Raw genomic sequence first — 20,599 nt, forward strand, 5'->3', positions numbered from 1 at the left:
GCGAGGCGCAGGGGATCAGTCCGGTGACGGGGTCCCCGGACACGACACAACGCTGCCCCGGCCGCGGAGAGCGGACGGGGCAGCGCAGAGAATACGGGAATGCAGATGGTGCGCGGTGCTGCCGACTGGTTAGCCGACGACCTTCTTCAGGGCGTCACCCAGGGCGTCCGCCTCGTCCGGAGTCAGCTCGACGACAAGCCGACCGCCGCCCTCGAGCGGTACGCGCATGACGATGCCCCGCCCCTCCTTGGTGACCTCGAGCGGGCCGTCGCCCGTCCGCGGCTTCATGGCCGCCATGCTCGTTCCCCTTCCTGAAACCAGCTCATCGTCAGCCGACGGCCCCATTCAGGCGCCTGGAACCCGGCATCGAACACATTGCTTCTTGGCCATTATCCCGCATGTCAGGACCCGATGACCAACATCGGCAGGGAACGCTTGCGCAACGCGCTCGGCCAAAACCACTCATTTCGGGGACGTGCCTGCGATACTTCGCCGCCGCACCCGGCGTTCGTCCTCCGCTTTCTTTGACGCACATCACATGCCCCGGGACGGTCCGGTCCGCCATGCTGGCCCTTGCACCGGCCGGTACCGGCCGGTAGCCAAGCCCGCGACGAAGGGGGACCCCCTGCCATGGCCGACAGCGTGCTCTACGAAGTGACCGACGGACTCGCAAAAATCACGATCAACCGTCCCGACGCCATGAACGCGATGAACACCGAGGCCAAGGTGGCGCTCCGCGACGCGGTCCAGGCGGCGGCCGCGGACACGGCCGTCCGCGCGGTGCTGCTGACCGCGGCCGGCAACCGGGCGTTCTGCGTCGGCCAGGACCTCAAGGAGCACATCGGGAACCTGGCGGCGGACCGCAAGAACGGGTCCTCGCTGACCATGAGCACGGTCGCGGACCACTACAACCCGATCGTGCGCGCCCTGACCGAGATGCCCAAGCCGGTGGTGGCGGGCGTCAACGGCGTCGCGGCCGGAGCGGGCTTCGGCTTCGCGCTCGCGGCGGACTTCCGGGTCGTCGCCGACACGGCCTCCTTCAACACCTCCTTCGCGGGGGTGGCGCTCACCGCGGACTCGGGCGTCTCCTGGACCCTGCCCCGCCTGATCGGCGCCTCCCGGGCCTCCGACCTGCTGCTCTTCCCCCGCTCTGTGAAGGCGCAGGAGGCGTACGAGCTCGGCATCGTGAACCGCCTGGTCCCCTCGGACTCCCTGCACGCCGAGGCCGAGGCGGTGGCCCGCACCCTGGCGGCCGGCCCGACGGTGGCCTACGCGGCCCTGAAGGAGTCCCTGGCCTACGGGGCCGACCGCTCGCTGGCGGAGGCCCTGTCCCACGAGGACACCCTGCAGGCCCGCGCCGGCGCCTCCGAGGACCACTCCATCGCCGTCGAGGCCTTCCTCGCCAAGCAGCCGCCGAAGTACCTGGGCCGCTGAGCCCGGCACTCCCGTTGCCGCCCGCCCCCGCCGCTCAGCTCAGCTCAGCTCAGGCGGGGGTACGGGCGGCGCAGGCGGCCAGGTGGTCGTTGACCAGCCCGCAGGCCTGCATCAGGGCGTAGGCCGTCGTGGGGCCGACGAAGCGGATCCCGGCCTTCTTCAGGGCCTTGGACAGGACCGTGGACTCGGGCGTCACCGCCGGGACCTCGGAGATCGTCGCGGGGGCCGGGCGGCCCGGCTCCGGCGCGTGCGACCAGATCAGGGCGTCCAGCTCACCCGGCTCCCACCCCGCCAGGACCTTCGCGTTGGCGAGCGTGGCATCGATCTTGGCCCGGTTGCGGATGATCCCCTCGTCCGCGAGCAGCCGCTCCGCGTCGGCCGGCCCGAATTCCGCGACCTCGGCGATCACGAACCCCGCGAAGGCCGTACGGAATCCCTCCCGCCGCCGCAGGATCGTCAGCCAGGACAGCCCGGACTGGAAGGCCTCCAGGCACAGCCGCTCGTACAGGGCGTCGTCCCCGTGCACCGCGCGGCCCCACTCCGTGTCGTGGTACGCGATGTAGTCCTCGGTGGCCAGCGCCCAGGGGCAGCGCAGGCCTCCGTCCGGACCCGCGACGGCCGTCACCGCTCCTCCTTGTGCAGCTCGACCGCGCCGCCCTGCGCCTGCGCGCGGCTGTGCGCGGCCGCCGCCGTCAGCTCCGCGATGCGCGCGTCCCGCTCGGCGAGCTCCGCCGCGAGCCGCTCCAGTACGTCGTCCACCTCGGCCATCCGGTACCCGCGCGGCGCGACCGGCAGCCGCAGCGCATCGATGTCGGCCCGTACGACCGGGCGGCTCTCCGGCAGCGCGTCGGCCACCCGGTCCGGCTCCGCTTCGGGCAGCACGGCCTCGGAACCACCGCCCACCACGGCCAGGGTGACCGCCGCGACGACCACGACCAGCGCGATCAGCAAGAACCAGAACACGAGCAACTCCCTGAGAGACATCGGGCCACCGGCCACCAGGTTAAGGTCGCAGCGAGGCGCGAGGGCCGCCGGAGGAGGAAAGAACGGGATGCTGCGACTGGGCAGGCGCGAGTTCGACACCCACGAACCGGTGATCATGGCCATCGTGAACCGGACTCCGGACTCCTTCTACGACCAGGGCGCGACGTTCCGCGACGAGCCCGCGCTGGACCGGGTCGAGCAGGCGGTCGCCGAGGGCGCCGCGATCATCGACATCGGCGGGGTCAAGGCGGGCCCGGGCGAGCACGTCGACGCGGCCGAGGAGGCCCGGCGCACGGTCGGCTTCGTGGCGGAGGTACGGCGCCGCCACCCGGACGTGGTGATCAGCGTCGACACCTGGCGGCACGAGGTCGGCGAGGCGGTCTGCGAAGCCGGGGCCGACCTCCTGAACGACGCCTGGGGCGGCGTGGACCCGAAGCTGGCGGAGGTCGCCGCCCGTCACGACGTCGGCCTGGTCTGCACCCACGCGGGCGGGGTCGAGCCGCGCACCCGGCCGCACCGGACGACGTACGACGACGTGGTGGCGGACATCCTGCGCGTCACGGTCGGACTTGCCGAACGCGCCGCTGCACTCGGCGTCCGCCGGGACGCGATCATGATCGACCCGGGCCACGACTTCGGGAAGAACACCCGGCACTCGCTGGAGGCCACGCGCCGGCTGGCGGAGATGACGGACACCGGCTGGCCGGTGCTGGTCTCCCTGTCCAACAAGGACTTCGTCGGCGAGACCCTCGACAAGCCGGTCAAGGAGCGCCTGCTGGGCACCCTGGCCACGACGGCCGTCTCGGCCTGGCTGGGCGCCCAGGTCTACCGCGTCCACGAGGTCGCGGAGACCAGGCAGATCCTGGACATGGTCCGCTCGATCCAGGGCCACCGGCCCCCGGCGGTCGCCCGCCGGGGGCTCGCGTAGTGGCAGGGGCTACTTGCCGACTTCCTTGGTGACGAGCGCGATCGCCTCGTCCACGTCGTCCGTGACGTGGAAGAGGTGGAGGTCGCGCTCCGAGGCCTTGCCCTGCGCGATCACCGTGTTCTTGAGCCAGTCGAGCAGGCCGGACCAGTACTCCGTCCCGAACAGCACGATCGGGAACCGGGTGATCTTCTGGGTCTGGACCAGGGTCAGGGCCTCGAACAGCTCGTCCAGCGTGCCGAGTCCGCCCGGCAGCACCACGAAGCCCTGGCTGTACTTCACGAACATCGTCTTGCGGACGAAGAAGTACCGGAAGTTCAGCCCGAGGTCCACGTGCTGGTTGAGCCCCTGCTCGAAGGGCAGCTCGATGCCCAGGCCCACGGAGACCCCGTTGGCCTCCCGGGCGCCCTTGTTGGCCGCCTCCATCGCGCCCGGGCCGCCGCCCGTGATCACGGCGAAGCCCGCCTCGACGAGCGCGCTGCCGATCTGCACGCCGGCCTCGTACTCCGGCGAGCCGGCGGGCGTACGGGCCGAGCCGAACACGCTGATCGCCGGCGGCAGCTCCGCCAGCGTGCCGAAGCCCTCGATGAACTCCGACTGGATGCGCAGGACCCGCCAGGGATCGGTGTGCACCCACTCGGAAGGCCCGGCCGAATCCAGCAGCCGCTGGTCCGTCGTACTGCCCGCCTGCACCTGGCTCCGCCTGCGCAGCACCGGCCCGAGCTGCTGCTCCTCGGGCCGACGACGAGCGTTGCCTTCGGGGTTGCCCATGATGTGCTCCCTCCTGCTGATCGTTGGATCAGGGTAGGCGCACAAAGGTGACGAGAAGCGGAATTCAGGTGGTCAGCCAGGCGCGGAGTCGTTCTTCGCAGTGGAGGATCGCCTTCGTCTCCACGCGCTCGTCCACCTTGTGGGCCAGCAGGGCGTCGCCCGGGCCGTAGTTCACGGCCGGGACGCCGAGGGCGCTGAAGCGGGACACGTCCGTCCAGCCGAACTTCGGCATGGCGCGGCCGCCGACCGCCTCCATGAAGGCCGCCGCCGCGGGGTGGGAGAGGCCCGGGAGGGCGCCGCCCGAGAAGTCGTCGATCACGAACTCGTCGACGCCGCAGTCCGCAAAGACCTCCCGGACGTGGGCGATCGCGTCGTCCATGCTGCGGTCCGGGGCGAAGCGGAAGTTCACGGTCACCGTGCACGCGTCCGGGATGACGTTGTTGGCGACGCCGCCCTCGATGCGGACCGCGTTGAGGCCCTCGTGGTACTCCAGGCCGTCGATGACGGGCTTGCGGGGCTCGTACGCCGCGAGTTTGGCGAGAATCGGGCTCGCCGCGTGGATGGCGTTGGAGCCCATCCAGCTGCGCGCGGAGTGGGCGCGCTCGCCGGAGGTCCGGAGCAGGACGCGCAGGGTGCCCTGGCAGCCGCCCTCGACCTCGGCGTTCGACGGCTCCAGCAGGACCGCGAAGTCGCCGGTCAGCCAGTCGGGGTGGGCGTCGGCGACCTTGCCCAGGCCGTTGAGGTCGGCGGCGACCTCCTCCTGGTCGTAGAAGACGAAGGTGAGGTCGCGGTTGGGCTCGGGCACGGTCGCGGCGATGCGCAGCTGTACGGCGACGCCGGACTTCATGTCGGTGGTTCCGCAACCCCACAGGACGTCGTTCTCGTCCAGGCGGGACGGGACGTTGTCGGCGATCGGCACCGTGTCGAGGTGGCCGGCGAGCACGACGCGCTCGGCCCTGCCGAGGTTCGTACGGGCCACGACGTTGTTGCCGTACCGGTCGACCGTGAGGTGCGGGAGGCCCCGCAGGGCGTGTTCCACCAGGTCGGCGAGGACCTTCTCGTCGCCGCTCACGGACGGGATGTCGACGAGCCGGGCGGTCAGCTCGGCGGCGTCCAGGGTGAGGTCGAGCTCGGATTCGGACATGGCTCTGACCATAACGCCCCGGGCTGCGACGAACGTCCCACGTCCGGCCGGTGGACGCGTCACATGGCTCAAGTACGGTGGGCGGCGTGTCCAAGAGCGATCACCCCCGTCCTCGCCGCCGCCGGCCGCTGCTCAAAGTCGCCGGTGCGTTCGTGCTGCTCGCGCTGATCGGCTACTTCGCCGTGCAGTACGACTCGACGAACGGCGGTGGCGGCGCCCCGCACTGCACGGCCGCCATGCGGACGAATCCGACCCTCGTCGACATGACCCCCGAGCAGGCGGGCAACGCGGCGACGATAGCCGCGGTCGGCGTGGCCAAGGGCCTGCCGGACCGGGCGCTGACCATCGCGCTGGCGACCGCGATGCAGGAGTCCGGGCTGCGCAACCTGCCCCACGGCGACCGGGATTCGCTGGGCCTGTTCCAGCAGCGGTCCTCGATGGGCTGGGGCACCGAGCAGCAGATCATGGACCCGGTGTACTCGGCCGGGATCTTCTACGAGCGCCTCGTCGCGGTCAAGGGGTACTCGCGGCTCCCGCTGACGGAGGCCGCGCAGCAGGTGCAGCTCAGCGGCTTCCCCCAGGCGTACGCGAAGCACGAGCCGGACGCGACCGTCCTGACGGCCGCCTTCGCCGGTGACGGCGAGCTGACGTGCGGCGGGCCCGCGCCCACCGCGCCGGGCGACCCGGAGAAGGTGCGGACGGAGCTCACCCGGATCTTCGCCAAGGACAAGCTGCACTCCGCTCCCGCGGAGCCGCGCCGGACGCCGGCCGCGGGCCAGGAGGTCAAGGAGGCCGAGGTGACCTTCGTCGAGAAGCAGGACGGCGGCGCGTCCGCGGCGCGCGGCAGCAAGGCGATGGCCGGCTGGGCGGTGGCCAACTCGCGGGGAATGGGCATCGCGCGGGTCTCGTACGGCCGGGACGGCTGGGTGGCGGGCGAGGCCAAGGGCAAGTGGCAGCAGAAGGGCAGCCAGGGCGGGAAGTCGGGTGCCGGTGATCCCTACGGCGCCGAGCACGACGAGGTACGGATCTTCGTGGCCCGCTGAGCCGGTGCCGGTGCCGGTGCCGACGCGTAGCCGCGGCCCGCTGACACGTCGGCCGCGCGGCACGGTCGCGCGTACGAGACGTCCCCCGTACGGGGGTGAACCGGAGGGCGGCCCGATCCGCCCCCGGGAGACGGAAGCCCTGGTCGGCGCGTATTCATGAGCTTTTCGCGGAAGCCGATTAAACGATGCATTACTGATCCTTTACCCGGTGGCTCCGCAACTCCACCCGCCCCCTGAGCGGTTGTACACGGCGTACTCAGCCGCTACCGCTTAGGAGCATCATGTCCCTCCCCCTGACCCGCCGGATCGCCCGTACCGCGCTGCTGCTCGCAGCCGGGGCAGCTCCCGTGGTCGGTGCGGCCGGCGCGGCCAGCGCCGCGGGCCTGGAGTCCGTGCCTCAGCTGGGCGCCCTGACCCACCCGGACGCCGCGGGCACCGCGGACGCCGACGGTACCGCGGGCGACGTGGTCGGCACCGGTGAGGCCGCTGCCGCCACCGCGACGGACACCGCCGCCAAGGCCGTACCCGGAGCCCCCGCGGAGGTCACCAAGACCGCGGGCGCCCTGCTCGGCGGGCTGCCGGCCAAGGGTCTGCCGACCGGGAACCTGCCGACCGGCGCCGTGCCGGCCGGCGACCTCACCAGCGCGGTTCCCACCCAGGGGCTGCCGCTGGACGGCCTCCCCCTGGGTGGCTGATCCGCCGCAAGCAGGAACGCCGAGGGGCCGGGAGCACGAACTCCCGGCCCCTCGGCCTGTGTGCAGGGTGCGGACACGGCGCCGGCGCCGGATCAGGCGAGGCGCTTGACCGCCGCCTCGACGCGCTCGTCGGTGGCCGTGAAGGCGACGCGGACGAACTGCGCGCCCGCCTCGCCGTAGAAGTCGCCCGGCGCGACCAGGATGCCCAGCTCGGCGAGGTGGGCGACCGTCTCCCAGCAGGCCTCGTCCCGGGTCACCCACAGGTACAGGCTGGCCTCGCTGTGCTCGACCCGGAAGCCGTGCGCCTCCAGGGCCGCCCGCAGCGCCTCGCGCCGCGCGGCGTAGCGCACGCGCTGCTCCTCGACGTGCGCGTCGTCACCGAGCGCGGCGACCGTGGCCGCCTGCACCGGGGCCGGGGTCATCATGCCGCCGTGCTTGCGGATCTCCAGCAGTTCGCCGATCACGTCGGCGTCACCGGCGATGAACGCGGCCCGGTAGCCCGCCAGGTTGGAGCGCTTGGAGAGGGAGTGGACGGCGACGATGCCCTCGTACGAGCCGCCGCAGACGTCGTCGTGCAGGACGGAGACGGGCTCGGCCTCCCAGCCCAGCTCCAGGTAGCACTCGTCGCTGAAGAGCAGGATGCCGTGCTCGCGCGCCCAGGCCACGATCCGGATCAGGTCTTCCTTCGGGATGACCTTGCCGGTGGGGTTGGACGGGGAGTTGAGCCACAGCAGCTTCACGCCGGCCGGGTCGAGCTCGGTCGGGTCGTCGTAGACCACCGCCTCGGCGCCGCACAGCCGCGCGCCGACCTCGTACGTCGGGTAGGCGAGCCGGGGGTATGCGACCTTGTCTCCGGCGCCCAGGCCCAGCTGGGTCGGCAGCCAGGCCACCAGCTCCTTGGAGCCGACGACCGGCAGGACGTTGCGGTGCCCGGCGGCGCTCGCGCCGAGGCGGCCCTGCAGCCAGCCGGTGATCGCGTCGCGCAGCGCGACGGTGCCCCACACCGTGGGGTAGCCCGGGGAGTCGGCGGCCGCGACGAGAGCGTCCTGGATCAGCTGCGGGACCGGGTCCACGGGCGTGCCGACGGACAGGTCGACGATGCCGTCCGGGTGGGCCGCCGCCGTCTTCTTGTACGGCTCCAGCTTGTCCCAGGGGAAGGCGGGAAGACGTGCGGATACTGCGGCCACGGTGTTCTCTGCTCTCTACTGGTGCTGGACGTACTGGACGTACGGGCAAACGACTCGGTCCCGCGCGGCACGGGGGCCGTACGGGACCGAAGCACGCGTTCTGCCGGGTGGGGCAGTGGCCGTCAGTGGCCTTCGCCCATGGGCGGCAGCGCGGCGATGAAGGGGTGATCGCGCTCGATCAGGCCCAGCTTGGAGGCACCACCGGGCGAACCGAGCTCGTCGAAGAACTCGACGTTCGCCTTGTAGTAGTCCTTCCACTCTTCCGGAGTGTCGTCCTCGTAGAAGATGGCCTCGACCGGGCAGACCGGCTCACACGCACCACAGTCGACGCACTCGTCCGGGTGGATGTACAAGGACCGCTGGCCCTCGTAGATGCAGTCGACGGGGCACTCTTCGATGCATGCCTTGTCCTTGACGTCGACACAAGGCTCCGCGATGACGTAGGTCACGCTCTCGTTCCTCCTCGGTAGGGCTTTCCATATCGCGCGGGAGCGCGGCGTCGTCGATGCCCACGCCTAGTATCTCCGTTCCCGGGCACGATCCGAACAGGAGGGGCGGACAGAGCTGTGGAAATCACTGCCGGTGGGCTGCTGGAGATCCGTATTACCCCGGCTGACGTGGGTAAACGTGTCTCTGTACGACGGGTGGAGAGTGGCTCGAGCGGGTCACCGTCGTTCACCGACACGGTAGGAGTTCTCACATCCTGGAACCAGGGTGTGCTGACGATCACACGAAAGAGCGGCGAGTCCGTCCACATCGCGGAATCGTTGCTGGTCGCGGGCAAGATCGTACCTCCGGCGCCGGCCCGGCGGCGGGGCCCCGCGGCCTCTTTCGCGGAGCTGGCGCGGACCGGGGCGCGGGCCTGGCAGCCGCTGGAGAGCGAGCCGCTGGGCGAGTGGACGCTGCGCGCGGCCGGCGGGTTCACCCGGCGGGCCAATTCCGTGCTGCCGCTCGGCGACCCGGGGGTCCCGCTGGACGAAGCACTCGCGCGAGTGACGTCCTGGTACGCGGAACGTGAGCTTCCGGCGTATGTCCAGACGGCGACGGGGGCGGTCGGCACCCAGGAGCTGCTGGGCGGGGAGCTGGAGCGCCGGGGCTGGGTGAACGAGGTGTCGGCGGAGGTCCGGATCGCGGCGCTGGCACCGATCGCGGACGTGGACACCGCCGCCACCGGCCCGGAGGTACGGCTGACCCGCGCCCCGGACGAGGAGTGGCTCGGGCGGTACGGGCGGGTCAAGGACCCGGAGGTGGCCCGGCGGGTGCTCGTCGCGGGGCCGTCGGTGTGGTTCGCGACGCTGCCCGGACGGGCGATCGGGCGGCTGGTGGTGGACGGCCGGTGGGCCGGCTTCGCGGCGGTCGAGGTCGACCCGGCGCACCGGCGCGCGGGCCTGGGCACGGCGGTGATGGCGGTACTGGCCCGGCAGGCGCTGGAGGAGGGCGCGTCGGCGGCGTGGCTGCAGGTGGAGGCGGACAACGCGGGAGCGCGGGCGCTGTACGACGGCCTGGGCTTCGCGACGCACCACGCGTACCACCACTTCCGGGCGGCGCGATGAGCGCGGAGTCCCGGGAGCGGTTCGCGGAGGAGGCCCGCTCGGAGCGGCCCGACCTGGCACTGCTGTGCCTGCTGCTCGCCGCGGAGGCGGACCCGGAGCTGGACGAACGGGCCATGGACTGGGCACAGATCGAGCTGGACCGGCTGGCGGGGATGCTGCCGTACGGACTGCGCGGCGGCAAGGCGTGGGCCTCGGCGGTCACCGAGCTGCTGGGCGGCCGGATGGGCTTCCACGGCACCCCTGCGGACTACGACCGGCTGTCGTCCTCGCTGCTGCACGAGGTGCTGCGGCGGCGCCGGGGCCTGCCGATCCTCCTGTCCGTCGTCTGGCTGGAGGTCGCACGGCGGGCGGGTGCGCCGGTGTACGGACTGGGGCTGCCGGGGCACTTCGTGGTGGGGTTCGGGGACCCGGACGAGGGGCTGGTGGTGGACCCGTTCGCCGGGGGCGCCTCGCTGGGCGCCGGTCCGGCGGAGCTGGCCGCGGAGCCGCGTACCCCGGCCCGGACGCTGGACATCGTCCTGCGGATCCTGAACAACATCAGGGCGTGGGCCTCGGCCCGGCCCGAGCAGTCGGGGGTGGCGCTGTGGGCGCTGGACCTGTCGCTGCTGCTGCCGTCGCATCCGGCGTCGCTGCGGTACGAGCGGGCCAGGCTTTTGGTGGAACGGGGGGAGTTCGCCTCCGGCGCGGCGGAGCTGGAGGCGTACGCGGTGGTCGTCGACGCGATCGATTCGGGAGCGGCGGGGCGCATCCGCGCCGAGGCGCTGTCCGCGCGGGCCCTGCTGAACTGACCCGGGCTACGCCCCGGACCCCGCGCCTCGAACGCCGGCGGGGCCGGGTTCGCTACAGCCAGCCCTTTTCGCGGGCTGTGCGGACCGCTTCCGTGCGGTTGCGGGAGGCGAGTTTCTGGATCGCCGTCGAGAGGTAGTTGCGGACCGTGCCCTGCGACAGGTGGAGGCGGGCCGCCAGTTCGGCGTTCGTCGCACCCTCCTCGGCGGCGCGCAGGACCTCCCGTTCCCGGTCGGTCAGCGGGTTCGCGCCCTCCGCCAGGGCCGCCGCCGCCAGGGTGGGGTCGATGACGCGCTCGCCCGCCAGGACCTTGCGCACCGCCTCCGCCAGCTGCGCGGCCGGGGCGTCCTTGACCAGGAACGCCGAGGCTCCCGCTTCCATCGCGCCGCGCAGGTAGCCGGGGCGGCCGAAGGTCGTCAGGACGACGATCTTGAGGTCCGGGACCGCGGTCCGCAGGGCCGCCGCCGCCTCGATGCCCGTCATGCCCGGCATCTCGATGTCGAGCAGCGCGACGTTCACGTCGTGCGCCCGGGCCGCCGTCACCACCTCGTCGCCGCGGGCGACTTGGGCCAGCACCTCGATGTCCGGCTCCAGTCCGAGGAGGGCCGCGAGGGCTTCCCGGACCATGGACTGGTCCTCCGCCAGGAGGATCCGGATGGGGCGTGTGGTCATGATCCCGATCCTAGGGGGATGCGGGCCAGCAGGCGGAAGCCCTTCTTGCCGGTCTGGCCTGCCGACAGCGTGCCGCCGACCGCCTCGAGGCGTTCCGTCAGGCCCGTCAGGCCGTTGCCCGCCTCCGCGGGGCCGCCCGCGCCGTCGTCCGCGACCGACAGCTCCACCACCGGTCCGGCGAGGGTCTGCAGGGTCTCCAGCCGGACCGTGCACCGCTGCGCCCCGCTGTGCCGGACCACGTTCGTCACCGCCTCCCGGAGCGACCAGGCCAGCGCCGACTCCACTTCCTCGGGGAGGCCCTCCACCGGCTCCGCCGGGAGGTCCGCCCGTACGCCCGCCGCGGTCAGCGCGGTCCGCGCGCCGGCCAGTTCGCCCGGCAGGGTCGCCCGCCGGTAGCCGCTCACGGCCTCCCGTACGTCGACCAGCGCCTGCCGGCTGACCTGCTCGATGTCGGCCACCTGCTGGGCCGCCTGCTCGGGACTGTCGGGCAGCATCCGCCCCGCCAGCTCGCTCTTGAGCGTGATCAGGGACAGTGAGTGGCCGAGGAGGTCGTGCAGGTCCCGGGCCATCCGCAGGCGTTCCTCGTTCGCAGCGAGCTGCGCCACCGTGGCCCGCGCCTCGCGCAGTTCTATCGTCGTCCGGATCATCGCGCGGATGCCGACCATCGCGAACCCTCCCATCAGGGCCGGGATCAGCAGCCCGGCCAGGTACGCGTCGCCGCCCGGCACCGCGAGGGCCGTCAGTGCGAGCAGGGCGGTGGCGCCGGGCACCGTGAAGCGGGAGATCTCCCCCGGCAGCGCGGCGCCGGAGGCGATCGCCACGTACACGAAGAGGACGAGCCATTCGCGGCCCAGGGTCAGCGACAGGATCGTGGCCTGCGCGGAGAGGACCGCCACCGAGAGCAGCACGCGCCGTGCCTCGGTCTGCCGGGCGGTGCGGAAGACCAGGACCAGGTACCAGGCGACGAAGGCCACGAGGCCCAGGCCGCCGAGCAGCCGGGCCCCGAGGCTGTGTCCACCGCTGATCAGGTCGGTGACGGGGGCGCTGAGGTAGAACAGCCAGACGCTGATCCACAGCGACTTCACGATCTTCTGCCGGCGGTTCTCGGGACGGAGCCCGACCCGGGGCCCGCCCTTCGTTCCCAGCAGACCGGTCTCGGTCATCGGCTCCGTCGCGCCGGTTCCACCGGTCGCTCCCGTCGCACCCATCACGCTCGTCACACCCGTCATGCCTTCAGCGAGTCCTTGCGGTACAGCCATGCGGCGGCACCGGTGAACAGTACGAAGTACACCGCCAGGATCGCCACGTCCTTCAGGTGTGGTGCGCCTCCGAGCTCGATGGCCTGGCCGAGGCCCGCGTACGCCCGGGTCGGCAGCCACTCGCAGATGTTCTGCAGCCACTGCGGGAAGTTCGCGGTCGGCATCCACAGGCCGCCGAGGATCGAGAGGCCGAAGTAGAACAGCATCGTGATCGGGCGGACGGTGTCCCCGCTCGCGAGGTAGCCGATCGCCACGCCGAGGGCGGCGAAGACCAGGCTGCCGGCCCAGATGGAACCGGTGAGGGCCAGCCACTGCCAGGCGTCGAACCGGACGCCCTTGACGCCCGCGGCGACCGCGAACACGACGAGGATGGCAGGCAGCGAGAGCACGCCTGCGCTGGCGGTCTTGCCCAGGACGTAGCCGCGGCCGGGCAGGGCGGTCAGCCGGAGCTGGCGGACCCAGCCCTTCTCGCGCTCCTTGGCGATGCGCTCGCTGTTGCCCATCAGGACGGCGGTCAGGGCGCCGAAGGAGGCCATGGCGACCATGTAGAAGGCGGGCATGGTCAGTTCGGTGCCCATGACCTTCGTCGTGCCGTTCAGGGTGCCGCCGAGCATCAGGAACAGCGCGGCCGGGTAGAGGACGGTGAAGAACAGGTACTTCTTGTTGCGCAGGGCTCGGCTTGTCTCGAGCTTGATGAGCCTGATCGTTCCAGTGGTCAGCATGATGCGTCGGCCTCCTCGGCCTCGGTGAGGGCGATGAAGGCCTGTTCCAGGCCCAGCCCGGCGACTTCCAGGTTCCGGGGGTAGAGCCCCAGCGCGTACACGGCGTGGACGGTGGCGTCGGCGTCGCGCGACTGGAGCCTGACCGTGTCGCCGTGGCGCTCGTAGGCCGTCAGGTGGGGCAGGGCGCGCAGCGCCGCCTCGTCCACCGGGGCGTCCCCGGCGAGGTCGAAGGCGATCCGGCGGGCGCCGGCCTTGGCCTTGATCTCGGCGGCGGTGCCGTCGGCGAGCAGCCGGCCCTTGTTGAGGACCAGGACCCGGTCGGCGATCGCGTCGGCCTCCTCCAGGTAGTGGGTGGCGAAGAGGACGGTGTGGCCCTGGGCTGCCTGCTCGCGCATCGTGGCCCAGAAGGCCTGCCGGGAGGTGACGTCCATGCCGGTGGTCGGCTCGTCGAGGACGATCAGGTCGTTGTGTCCCGCGGTGGCGAGGGCGAAGCGGACGCGCTGCTCCTGGCCGCCGGAGAGCTTGTTGACCATGCGGTCGGCGATCTCGGTGATCCCGGCGCGGCTGAGGACCTCCTCGACCGGGCGGCGGCGGGGGTGCAGGGCGCAGCCGAGGGCAACGATCTCCCGTACGGTCACGTCCTCCATCAGGCCGCCGCTCTGCAGCATCGCGCCGACCCGGCCGGCCGCGATGGCCTCGCGCGGGGTGGTGCCGAAGAGGCGGACGGTGCCGGAGTCGGCGGGGCGCAGGCCCAGCAGCAGGTCGAGGGTGGAGGACTTGCCGGCGCCGTTGGGGCCGAGCAGTGCGACGGTCTCGCCGGGGTGGAGTTCGAGGGAGAGGCCGTCGACCGCGCGGACCGCGCCGTAGTTCTTGGTCACGTCGTGGAAGGCCACCACGGGGCCCGCGCCGGGTCCGGTGTCCTGTGCGGCGGCGGTGTGCGCCGAGGTCGTCGTCGTCATGACCGAAGATTCCCCCGTACGGGGGTGCGCGCGGCAGTGTCTGCGGTCGTGACCGGTGGATGACAGATGTCATGCGGTCGGCATGACGGCCCGGCCGCGCCAGGTGGCGGGGCCTGCGGCGGATACGGCGGCGAGCACAGCGCGGCCACGGCGGAGCCCCCGCCCGGAGGCCGGACGGGGGCTCGTGTGCAGCCTGGCCGCTAAGCGGCCTCGGTGGAGTGGGGCACGCCCCCGCGCCGCCCGGCACGGCGCCTCGCCGCGTTGTCGCAGCACCCTGGTACGTCCAGTACAAACGTGCCGCTCCGCCTTGCGATGCACCGCACCGCACGACGCGAAAACGCACCCCACTCCACCGAGGCCGCTTAGTTGGGGTTGGTGTTGATGGTGGCGGTCCGCTCGGCGGTGGTCTTGCCGCGCAGGGCCGTGCCGAGGGCGCCGGCGACGTCCTGCGGGGTGACCGCGGTCTTCTCGCCCGTACCGCGCGTGATCAGGACGCCGTCGAAGGTGTTCCCGTACGTCGCCTTGAGGGCTTCCAGGTCGTACTTCTCGACCAGGTGCCCGTCCACGACCTGCATGCTGAGGATCTTGGGCAGGGACTTGGCCCCGAAGGGGATGGACTTGGCGCCGGCCTTGACCGTGGCGGGGGCGGACATCGCAGGCTCCGCGAACTCCTTCATGGCCCGGTTCAGTTCGACCTGGTCGATGACGGGGTTCTTGGTGGCGACGGGGAGTTCGACGGGGGCCGGCTTCCCGGTGGCGACCATGTCGCGGAAGGCCTTCTTGACCAGCTCGGCGGAGGCGTCCGCGTCCAGGGTGGAACCCGGCTTGCCGGCGACGGCGACGGCCTTGCCCGTGTCGAAGGTGATGGTGCCCTCGGTGGCGGTGCCGGCGGTTGCGGCCAGCTCCTGGAGCGCGACCTGGAGCTTCTCCTCGTCGATCGGCATCACGGGTTCCGCGATGCGTTCGTTGCCGAGGAGCGAGCCGATGACCGTGACGGGGTTGTAGTCGCTGCCCGCCGCGTTGCGGACGGTGGTCTGGGCGTCCAGGCTCAGGCCGGCCTTCTCGGGCTTGAGCTCGACCGGCTTGCCGCCGACGGTGAGCGTGAGCGGGGCCGCGGCGCGGTTGCCGAAGGCCGTCTGGAGCTTGCCGACGGCCTCGTCGCGGCTGCCGCTGATGTCGACGCCGAGGACGGTGGTGCCCTTGGGGACGTCGGAGTGGTTGAGGAGCAGCCCGGCGCCGTAGGCCACGCCGAGCAGGGCGATGAGGCCACTGCCGACGAGGACCAGCTTGGAGCGGCCCTTCTTGATCTTGGTCGGCGTGGCGCTGGCCGGCTTCGGGCGCCCGGGGGCGGCCGGTGCCGGGGCGGGGACCGGGGTCGGGACCGGCGGGAACGGCTCGTCCAGCTCCGGTCCGGGCCAGCGGGGGGCCTCGGCGCCGAGCGGGACGGTGCCGAGCGCGGGGCCGCCGGTGGGGCCCGCGGGGGCTCCGGGGCCTGCCGGGCCGCCGTACGCGGGGAACGGCTCGGTGGCGGGGCCGCCGTCGCCGCCGCCGTAGCCGGGGAGGCCCGGGGGCGTGCCGACGCCGGGGCCGCCGGGCCGCCGGGGCGAGAGGGGCGCGTCGGGGCCGGGGCCGTAGCCGTAGCCGGGGCCGGCCGGAGCGGGCGGCGGGGCGAAGCCGTGGGCGGGCGCGTCGAAGCCGGGTGCCGGGCCGCCCGTACGCGGGCCCGCGGGGCCGGGGGCACCCGGAGCGAAGCCGGACACCGGAGCGCCCGGAGCGCCCCCGGCGGGCGGCGCCGGGGTACGGGTCGGCAGCACCGGGGCGGGTCCGGCCTGCGTGCGGTGGGGCAGCGCAGGCGCAGGCGCAGGGCCCGCCGCGGCCGGGGTACGGGTCGGCAGCGCCGGGGCCGGAGCGGGCGCCGCAGGGCCCGACTTGCGGGGGGCGAACCAGTTGCTGGACGGCTCCTCCGGCTCGGCGGCCGGCCCGGGCTCCGCCGCGGCCTGCTCGGCGGCGGGCTCGGCCTCGGGCTCCGGCTCGGCGGCGGCAGCCGCCACCGGCTTGCGTACGACCACCGGCGGGATCGGCCGCGAACCCGGGATGTTGATCCGGATCCGGGTCGTCAGGGTGGTCTCGGTCTTCGGCCCGTCGGTGTCGGGCGTGGACGGGTTCGAGGTCACAGGGTTCTCCTCCGAGGCAGTCGCCGCGCCGGGCCCGGACGGCACGGGCATGGACGGGTACTGGCCGGTTCCGTACGGCGGTGTACCCGAGGGGTAAGCGGCTCCACCGCGCCCCTGGGGCCCGGAGGACGAACTGTCGGTTTTACGACTCAAGGCAGGTTCTCCCGGTTGGCTCCGCCGCCCGTCATACCGTGCGCGGGCAGCTCGGCGGCCCGACCACCATACTGGCCGTCGCCCTCGCGCAACTGTCCTAGGGGAATCAGGGGTTCCCCTTCGGCCCCTCCAGGGCCCCTCCGAGCAGCCCGGGAGCCCCCACCCAACCCCCGTGAACCCGCACCTCGACGGAGTTCAACGGCACGTCACTTGCCGGACTGCGCGGCCGAAACCGGCCCCTCGAACGGGCCGCGCAGCGTGGCGCACATCACAGCCAGCACCGTCCCGCCCAAAAGGTAGGCGTACATGCCGATTCCGGACGAACTGAGCAGGAAGTCCCCCTCGGGGCGCGGGGCGCCGAGCAGTACGTACGCGAGGAACCAGCCGACCACGCCGGCGCCCACCCCGAGCCCGCTCCCGACGGCGATCCGGCCGCCGAGGAACAGCCCGAAGAGCGCCAGCAGTCCCAGCAGCAGCCCGCCGGGGAACCACAGGTCCACGACGAGCCAGCCGGCGATGCCGGTCAGCACTCCCGCCACCAACAGGCCGAGCAGGACGGCGATCCGCGCGGGCGTCAGGGTTCCGGTCATGCCTGCACCCCCGCGAACAGGTCGTGCTCGCGCTCGCCCGCCGGGGCGCCCGGACGGCCCGCGACCAGTTCGTAGTACTCGCGGGCGAACAGCGGCTGCGCGAGGTCGTTGGAGAGGGCGAAGAAGGGCCCCTCCACGGCGATCTGGGTGGCGTGGGCGCGCATCGCGGCCGCCTTGGCCGCCACGAACGCCTCGTCGGCCCCGATCTCGGCGGTGATCCGCTCGTCGGCGACGACACCGGGCACGTCGTCCGGCGAAGCCAGCCCCGGGAAGGGCGCCTTGGCCTCCCCCTCGACTGCCGTCGGGGGGTGCCCCCACGCCGCCTCCAGTCGGGCGAAGCCCTCCTCGACCACCGAGCGCGGGACCCTGTTCCAGTAGATCTTCCCGATCTCCCAAGGGTCGCCGAGGTCCCGGCGGTACATGGCCTCCGCGGCCAGCTCCGCGCCGCGCATGGCGACCCGGTGGGCCTGGATGTGGTCGGGGTGCCCGTAGCCGCCGTCGGGGTCGTAGGTGACGAGCACCTGCGGGCGGACCTCGCGGATGACCTCGACCAGGTGGGCGGCGGCCTCGTCCACGTCGGTGGACCAGAAGGAGCCGGGCCGGCGGTTCTGCTCGGCGCCCATCATCCCGGAGTCCCGGAAGCGGCCGGGGCCGCCGAGGAACCGGTGGTCGGTGACGCCGAGTTCCGCCATGGCGGCGGCGAGCTCGCCGATGCGGTGGGCCCCCAGGGTGTCGTCGCGGTCGGGCGCCAGGTGGGCGAGCCCGGGCGGGATGACCTCACCCTCCTCGCCGAGGGTGCAGGTCACGAGTGCGACGTGGGCACCCTCGGCCGCGTACTTGGCCATGGTGACGCCGTTGTTGATCGACTCGTCGTCCGGGTGCGCGTGCACGAGGAGAAGCCGACGGGCGGGAAGACCGTTCATGGGGCCAAGACTACGAGGACCGGCCTACAACTTGAGTCCACTGATCATGCTGGCCACGTTGGTGGTCAGCTGGCTGAGGGTCGGCGCGATGGTCGAACTCGCCAGATAGAACCCGAGGAGCACACAGACAACGGCGTGTCCCGCCTTCAGGCCCGACCGGCGGACCAGTAGGAAGACGACGATCGCCAGCAGCACCACGGCCGAGATCGAGAGTGCCACGGCGTTTCACCTCCACGTCGAGCGGACATCGGTACGCGTACTCGTACTCAGTGCTCGGCGGAGTCATACCCACCGTGCGCTACGGATCATAACTATCCGTACCAGCGCATCGATCGAATTCCGGCAGCACGAGGGGCGCATGCCGCGCATGCGCAGGGTCACGGGGGAGGCCGGCCGGGGAGCCTGTACGCCTCCCCGGCCGACTGTCGGCACCCGCACGGCCGCACGGGACCCAGGCTGCACGCCTCAGATCTCGGGACAGAAACGGTCAAGTTGCCTACGTGTAAACCGCGTTGGCGGGAAAGTGGCCCTGACGGAGCGAATCCGCGGGGGGTGGCCGGATTTCGCCCCTCGGGGCTGCGCCGGTCATTCCTTCGCCGGCGGGGCCGGCGCGGCGGGAGGCGGGGGAAGCTCGCCCGGGGCCGGGACGACCTGTTTCTCCGCCGCGAAGTGACAGGCCGACGGGTGGGCCGCCGGGCCGGACGGGAAGGCCTCCGGGACGGCCAGCAGCGGGACCTCGTCCGTGCAGCGCTGCTGCGCCTTCCAGCAGCGGGTGCGGAACGGGCAGCCCGAGGGCGGGTTGGCCGGGGAGGGCACGTCGCCGGTCAGGATGATCCGCTCGCGGTGTGCGCGTGCCTGCGGGTCCGGGACGGGCACGGCCGACAGCAGGGCCTGGGTGTAGGGGTGGGTGGGGTGGTCGTAGATCTGGGTGTCGGTCCCGATCTCCACCACGCGCCCCAGGTACATCACGCCGACCCGGTCGGAGATGTGCCGCACGATCGAGAGGTCGTGCGCGATGAAGACGTACGACAGGTCGAACTCGTTCTGGAGGCGTGCCAGGAGGTTGATCACCTGGGCCTGGACCGAGACGTCGAGCGCGGAGACCGGCTCGTCCGCCACGATGATCTCCGGCTGCAGGGCGAGCCCGCGGGCGATGCCGATGCGCTGGCGCTGGCCGCCGGAGAACTGGTGCGGGTACCGGTTGATGTACTCCGGGTTGAGGCCCACGACGTCCAGGAGCTCCTGGACCCTTCGGCGCCGGTCGCCCTTCGGAGCCACCTCGGGGTGGATGTCGTACGGCTCCCCGATGATGTCGCCGACCGTCATCCGGGGGTTCAGCGAGGTGTACGGGTCCTGGAACACCATCTGGATGTTGCGGCGGACGGCTCTGAGGGCCTTGCCGGACAGCTTGGTGATGTCCTCGCCCTTGTACGAGATCGCGCCGGACGTCGGGCGTTCCAGGTTGACCAGCATCTTGGCGACCGTGGACTTGCCGCAGCCCGACTCGCCGACGATGCCGAGGGTTTCGCCCCGGGCGAGGTCGAAGGAGACCCCGTCGACCGCCTTGACGGCGCCGATCTGCTTCTTGAAGAGGATGCCCCGGGTCAGCGGGTAGTGCTTGACGAGGTCCCTGGCCTCCAGGATGGACTCAGCCACCGAGGCACTCCTTCCAGAAGAAGCACGCGCTCGCGCGGTCCGGGCCGGCCTGCGCGAGAGGCGGGACGTCGGTGCGGCAGACCGCCTGCGCCATCGGGCAGCGTGGGTTGAAGGCGCAGCCGGGCGGGATGTTCAGCAGGTTGGGGGGCAGGCCCTTGATCGCGTAGAGCTCCTGGCCCTTCTGGTCCAGGCGCGGGATCGAGTCGAGCAGACCGCGGGTGTACGGGTGGGCGGGCGCGGCGTAGATCTCGTGGACGGGGGCCGCCTCGACGATCCGGCCCGCGTACATGACGGCGATCTTGTCGGCGACGTCCGCGACCACCCCGAGGTCGTGGGTGATGAGGATGAGCCCCATGTTGAGCTCGCGCTGGAGCTCGGCCAGCAGGTCCATCACCTGGGCCTGGACGGTGACGTCCAGGGCCGTCGTCGGCTCGTCCGCGATGATCAGGGAGGGCTCCAGGGCCAGCGCCATCGCGATCATGATGCGCTGGCGCATGCCGCCCGAGAACTGGTGCGGGTAGTCCCCCACCCGCTCCCGCGCCGCCGGGATCTTCACCCGGTCCATCAGCTCGACGGCCTTGGCCTTGGCGGCCTTGCGGGACATGCCGCGGTGGACCTCGTACATCTCGCCGAGCTGGGCGCCCACGCTGAGGACCGGGTTCAGGGAGGACAGGGCGTCCTGGAAGATCATCGCCATCTCGGCGCCCCGGATCTTCCGCCGCTCGTCCTCCTTCATCTTCAGCAGGTCCTTGCCCTTGAAGAGGATCTCGCCGCCCGCGATCCGGCCCGGCGGGACGTCGAGGATGCCCATCACGGCCTGGGCGGTCACCGATTTGCCCGAGCCGGACTCGCCGAGCACGGCGAGCGTCTCGCCCTCGTCCACCGAGTAGTTGACGCCGTTGACGGCCTTGGCGACTCCGTCCCGCGTACGGAACTCCACATGGAGGTCGCGGACTTCGAGCAGCATGT

General features: G+C 72.3%; 23 protein-coding genes. 6 read left to right on the forward strand and 17 right to left on the reverse strand.

Annotated elements, in window-relative coordinates:
- Positions 1-129 precede the first annotated feature (129 nt).
- Positions 130-297, reverse strand: coding sequence for a DUF3117 domain-containing protein (locus AB0M76_RS11140; protein WP_003966491.1), 168 nt, complete (start codon positions 295-297; stop codon positions 130-132).
- 333 nt (positions 298-630) lie between these two features.
- Between AB0M76_RS11140 and AB0M76_RS11145 the strand changes: the two genes are divergently transcribed.
- Positions 631-1,434, forward strand: a complete 804-nt coding sequence (locus AB0M76_RS11145; RefSeq protein ID WP_266625785.1) for an enoyl-CoA hydratase-related protein — start codon at positions 631-633, stop codon at positions 1,432-1,434.
- A 49-nt stretch (positions 1,435-1,483) separates the two neighbouring features.
- On the opposite strand, the gene AB0M76_RS11150 is transcribed toward AB0M76_RS11145, so the two are convergent.
- Together AB0M76_RS11150 and AB0M76_RS11155 are read right to left on the reverse strand one after the other, a co-directional pair.
- Positions 1,484-2,059, reverse strand: coding sequence for a DNA-3-methyladenine glycosylase I (locus AB0M76_RS11150; protein ID WP_365952586.1), 576 nt, complete (start codon positions 2,057-2,059; stop codon positions 1,484-1,486).
- Entirely contained in the window at positions 2,056-2,403 is a 348-nt protein-coding gene (locus AB0M76_RS11155) for a DivIVA domain-containing protein (protein WP_365952767.1), read from the reverse strand. Before AB0M76_RS11155 ends, AB0M76_RS11150 begins: the two co-directional genes overlap by 4 nt.
- Positions 2,404-2,485: 82 nt before the next feature.
- On the opposite strand from AB0M76_RS11155, the gene folP reads away from it, so the two are divergent.
- Positions 2,486-3,346, forward strand: coding sequence for a dihydropteroate synthase (gene folP / locus AB0M76_RS11160; RefSeq protein WP_365952587.1), 861 nt, complete (start codon positions 2,486-2,488; stop codon positions 3,344-3,346).
- Positions 3,347-3,355: 9 nt separating this feature from the next.
- On the opposite strand, the gene AB0M76_RS11165 is transcribed toward folP, so the two are convergent.
- Positions 3,356-4,114: a TIGR00730 family Rossman fold protein gene (locus AB0M76_RS11165; RefSeq protein ID WP_365952588.1), complete on the reverse strand. Its 759-nt coding sequence runs from the start codon at positions 4,112-4,114 to the stop codon at positions 3,356-3,358.
- A gap of 64 nt (positions 4,115-4,178) precedes the next feature.
- On the reverse strand, positions 4,179-5,258 hold the full coding sequence (gene dapE / locus AB0M76_RS11170; protein WP_365952589.1) for a succinyl-diaminopimelate desuccinylase: 1,080 nt from the start codon (positions 5,256-5,258) through the stop codon (positions 4,179-4,181).
- A gap of 86 nt (positions 5,259-5,344) precedes the next feature.
- Between dapE and AB0M76_RS11175 the strand changes: the two genes are divergently transcribed.
- Together AB0M76_RS11175 and AB0M76_RS11180 are read left to right on the forward strand one after the other, a co-directional pair.
- The gene (locus tag AB0M76_RS11175; protein ID WP_365952590.1) at positions 5,345-6,301 is read left to right on the forward strand and encodes a hypothetical protein; all 957 of its coding nucleotides are present in this window, start codon (positions 5,345-5,347) and stop codon (positions 6,299-6,301) included.
- Positions 6,302-6,582: 281 nt separating this feature from the next.
- Entirely contained in the window at positions 6,583-6,996 is a 414-nt protein-coding gene (locus AB0M76_RS11180; RefSeq protein ID WP_365952591.1) for an ATP-binding protein, read from the forward strand.
- Between the two features lie 92 nt (positions 6,997-7,088).
- Here the strand turns inward: AB0M76_RS11180 and dapC are convergent, their stop codons facing one another.
- Both dapC and fdxA read right to left on the reverse strand, forming a co-directional pair.
- Complete coding sequence (gene dapC / locus AB0M76_RS11185) at positions 7,089-8,183, reverse strand: succinyldiaminopimelate transaminase (RefSeq protein ID WP_365952593.1); 1,095 nt, start codon at positions 8,181-8,183, stop codon at positions 7,089-7,091.
- A gap of 122 nt (positions 8,184-8,305) precedes the next feature.
- Positions 8,306-8,632: a ferredoxin gene (gene fdxA / locus AB0M76_RS11190; RefSeq protein ID WP_030291119.1), complete on the reverse strand. Its 327-nt coding sequence runs from the start codon at positions 8,630-8,632 to the stop codon at positions 8,306-8,308.
- A gap of 117 nt (positions 8,633-8,749) precedes the next feature.
- Between fdxA and AB0M76_RS11195 the strand changes: the two genes are divergently transcribed.
- Positions 8,750-9,736, forward strand: coding sequence for a GNAT family N-acetyltransferase (locus tag AB0M76_RS11195; protein WP_365952594.1), 987 nt, complete (start codon positions 8,750-8,752; stop codon positions 9,734-9,736).
- Complete coding sequence (locus AB0M76_RS11200) at positions 9,733-10,524, forward strand: transglutaminase-like domain-containing protein (RefSeq protein WP_365952595.1); 792 nt, start codon at positions 9,733-9,735, stop codon at positions 10,522-10,524. Before AB0M76_RS11195 ends, AB0M76_RS11200 begins: the two co-directional genes overlap by 4 nt.
- A 52-nt stretch (positions 10,525-10,576) precedes the next feature.
- Here the strand turns inward: AB0M76_RS11200 and AB0M76_RS11205 are convergent, their stop codons facing one another.
- From AB0M76_RS11205 to AB0M76_RS11250, 10 genes are all read right to left on the reverse strand, one after another.
- The gene (locus tag AB0M76_RS11205) at positions 10,577-11,194 is read right to left on the reverse strand and encodes a response regulator transcription factor (protein WP_365952596.1); all 618 of its coding nucleotides are present in this window, start codon (positions 11,192-11,194) and stop codon (positions 10,577-10,579) included.
- Positions 11,191-12,357, reverse strand: a complete 1,167-nt coding sequence (locus AB0M76_RS11210) for a sensor histidine kinase (protein WP_365952768.1) — start codon at positions 12,355-12,357, stop codon at positions 11,191-11,193. Before AB0M76_RS11210 ends, AB0M76_RS11205 begins: the two co-directional genes overlap by 4 nt.
- A 62-nt stretch (positions 12,358-12,419) precedes the next feature.
- Positions 12,420-13,175 (reverse strand): ABC transporter permease, encoded by a 756-nt coding sequence (locus tag AB0M76_RS11215; protein WP_365952598.1) that lies wholly within the window; start codon positions 13,173-13,175, stop codon positions 12,420-12,422.
- Positions 13,169-14,134 carry an ABC transporter ATP-binding protein gene (locus AB0M76_RS11220; protein ID WP_365952600.1) on the reverse strand — a complete coding sequence of 322 codons (966 nt, stop codon included), beginning with the start codon at positions 14,132-14,134 and terminating at the stop codon, positions 13,169-13,171. Before AB0M76_RS11220 ends, AB0M76_RS11215 begins: the two co-directional genes overlap by 7 nt.
- Positions 14,135-14,496: 362 nt before the next feature.
- Positions 14,497-16,308: a peptidoglycan binding domain-containing protein gene (locus tag AB0M76_RS11225; RefSeq protein ID WP_365952601.1), complete on the reverse strand. Its 1,812-nt coding sequence runs from the start codon at positions 16,306-16,308 to the stop codon at positions 14,497-14,499.
- A gap of 359 nt (positions 16,309-16,667) precedes the next feature.
- Positions 16,668-17,051 (reverse strand): DUF6113 family protein, encoded by a 384-nt coding sequence (locus AB0M76_RS11230; RefSeq protein ID WP_365952602.1) that lies wholly within the window; start codon positions 17,049-17,051, stop codon positions 16,668-16,670.
- Positions 17,048-17,974, reverse strand: coding sequence for an N-acetyl-1-D-myo-inositol-2-amino-2-deoxy-alpha-D-glucopyranoside deacetylase (mshB, locus tag AB0M76_RS11235; RefSeq protein WP_365952603.1), 927 nt, complete (start codon positions 17,972-17,974; stop codon positions 17,048-17,050). The genes AB0M76_RS11230 and mshB overlap by 4 nt, the downstream gene beginning before the upstream one ends.
- 24 nt (positions 17,975-17,998) lie before the next feature.
- Positions 17,999-18,193 (reverse strand): hypothetical protein, encoded by a 195-nt coding sequence (locus tag AB0M76_RS11240; protein WP_030291103.1) that lies wholly within the window; start codon positions 18,191-18,193, stop codon positions 17,999-18,001.
- 366 nt (positions 18,194-18,559) lie between these two features.
- Positions 18,560-19,630: a dipeptide ABC transporter ATP-binding protein gene (locus tag AB0M76_RS11245; protein WP_365952604.1), complete on the reverse strand. Its 1,071-nt coding sequence runs from the start codon at positions 19,628-19,630 to the stop codon at positions 18,560-18,562.
- Positions 19,623-20,597, reverse strand: coding sequence for an ABC transporter ATP-binding protein (locus tag AB0M76_RS11250; RefSeq protein WP_365952605.1), 975 nt, complete (start codon positions 20,595-20,597; stop codon positions 19,623-19,625). The genes AB0M76_RS11245 and AB0M76_RS11250 overlap by 8 nt, the downstream gene beginning before the upstream one ends.
- Positions 20,598-20,599 lie beyond the last annotated feature (2 nt).

The sequence above is a fragment of the Streptomyces sp. NPDC051364 genome (assembly GCF_040682115.1).
GTDB lineage: Bacteria > Actinomycetota > Actinomycetes > Streptomycetales > Streptomycetaceae > Streptomyces.

Bases quoted from the DNA above. Each gene is read 5' to 3' on its own strand.
- AB0M76_RS11140 (WP_003966491.1), bottom strand. From the start codon at position 297: ATGGCGGCCATGAAGCCGCGGACGGGCGACGGCCCGCTCGAGGTCACC.
- AB0M76_RS11145 (WP_266625785.1), top strand. From the start codon at position 631: ATGGCCGACAGCGTGCTCTACGAAGTGACCGACGGACTCGCAAAAATC.
- folP (WP_365952587.1), top strand. From the start codon at position 2,486: ATGCTGCGACTGGGCAGGCGCGAGTTCGACACCCACGAACCGGTGATC.
- AB0M76_RS11165 (WP_365952588.1), bottom strand. From the start codon at position 4,114: ATGGGCAACCCCGAAGGCAACGCTCGTCGTCGGCCCGAGGAGCAGCAG.
- dapE (WP_365952589.1), bottom strand. From the start codon at position 5,258: ATGTCCGAATCCGAGCTCGACCTCACCCTGGACGCCGCCGAGCTGACC.
- AB0M76_RS11180 (WP_365952591.1), top strand. From the start codon at position 6,583: ATGTCCCTCCCCCTGACCCGCCGGATCGCCCGTACCGCGCTGCTGCTC.
- AB0M76_RS11200 (WP_365952595.1), top strand. From the start codon at position 9,733: ATGAGCGCGGAGTCCCGGGAGCGGTTCGCGGAGGAGGCCCGCTCGGAG.
- AB0M76_RS11205 (WP_365952596.1), bottom strand. From the start codon at position 11,194: ATGACCACACGCCCCATCCGGATCCTCCTGGCGGAGGACCAGTCCATG.
- AB0M76_RS11210 (WP_365952768.1), bottom strand. From the start codon at position 12,357: ATGACCGAGACCGGTCTGCTGGGAACGAAGGGCGGGCCCCGGGTCGGG.
- AB0M76_RS11215 (WP_365952598.1), bottom strand. From the start codon at position 13,175: ATGCTGACCACTGGAACGATCAGGCTCATCAAGCTCGAGACAAGCCGA.
- AB0M76_RS11220 (WP_365952600.1), bottom strand. From the start codon at position 14,134: ATGACGACGACGACCTCGGCGCACACCGCCGCCGCACAGGACACCGGA.
- AB0M76_RS11230 (WP_365952602.1), bottom strand. From the start codon at position 17,051: ATGACCGGAACCCTGACGCCCGCGCGGATCGCCGTCCTGCTCGGCCTG.
- mshB (WP_365952603.1), bottom strand. From the start codon at position 17,974: ATGAACGGTCTTCCCGCCCGTCGGCTTCTCCTCGTGCACGCGCACCCG.
- AB0M76_RS11250 (WP_365952605.1), bottom strand. From the start codon at position 20,597: ATGCTGCTCGAAGTCCGCGACCTCCATGTGGAGTTCCGTACGCGGGAC.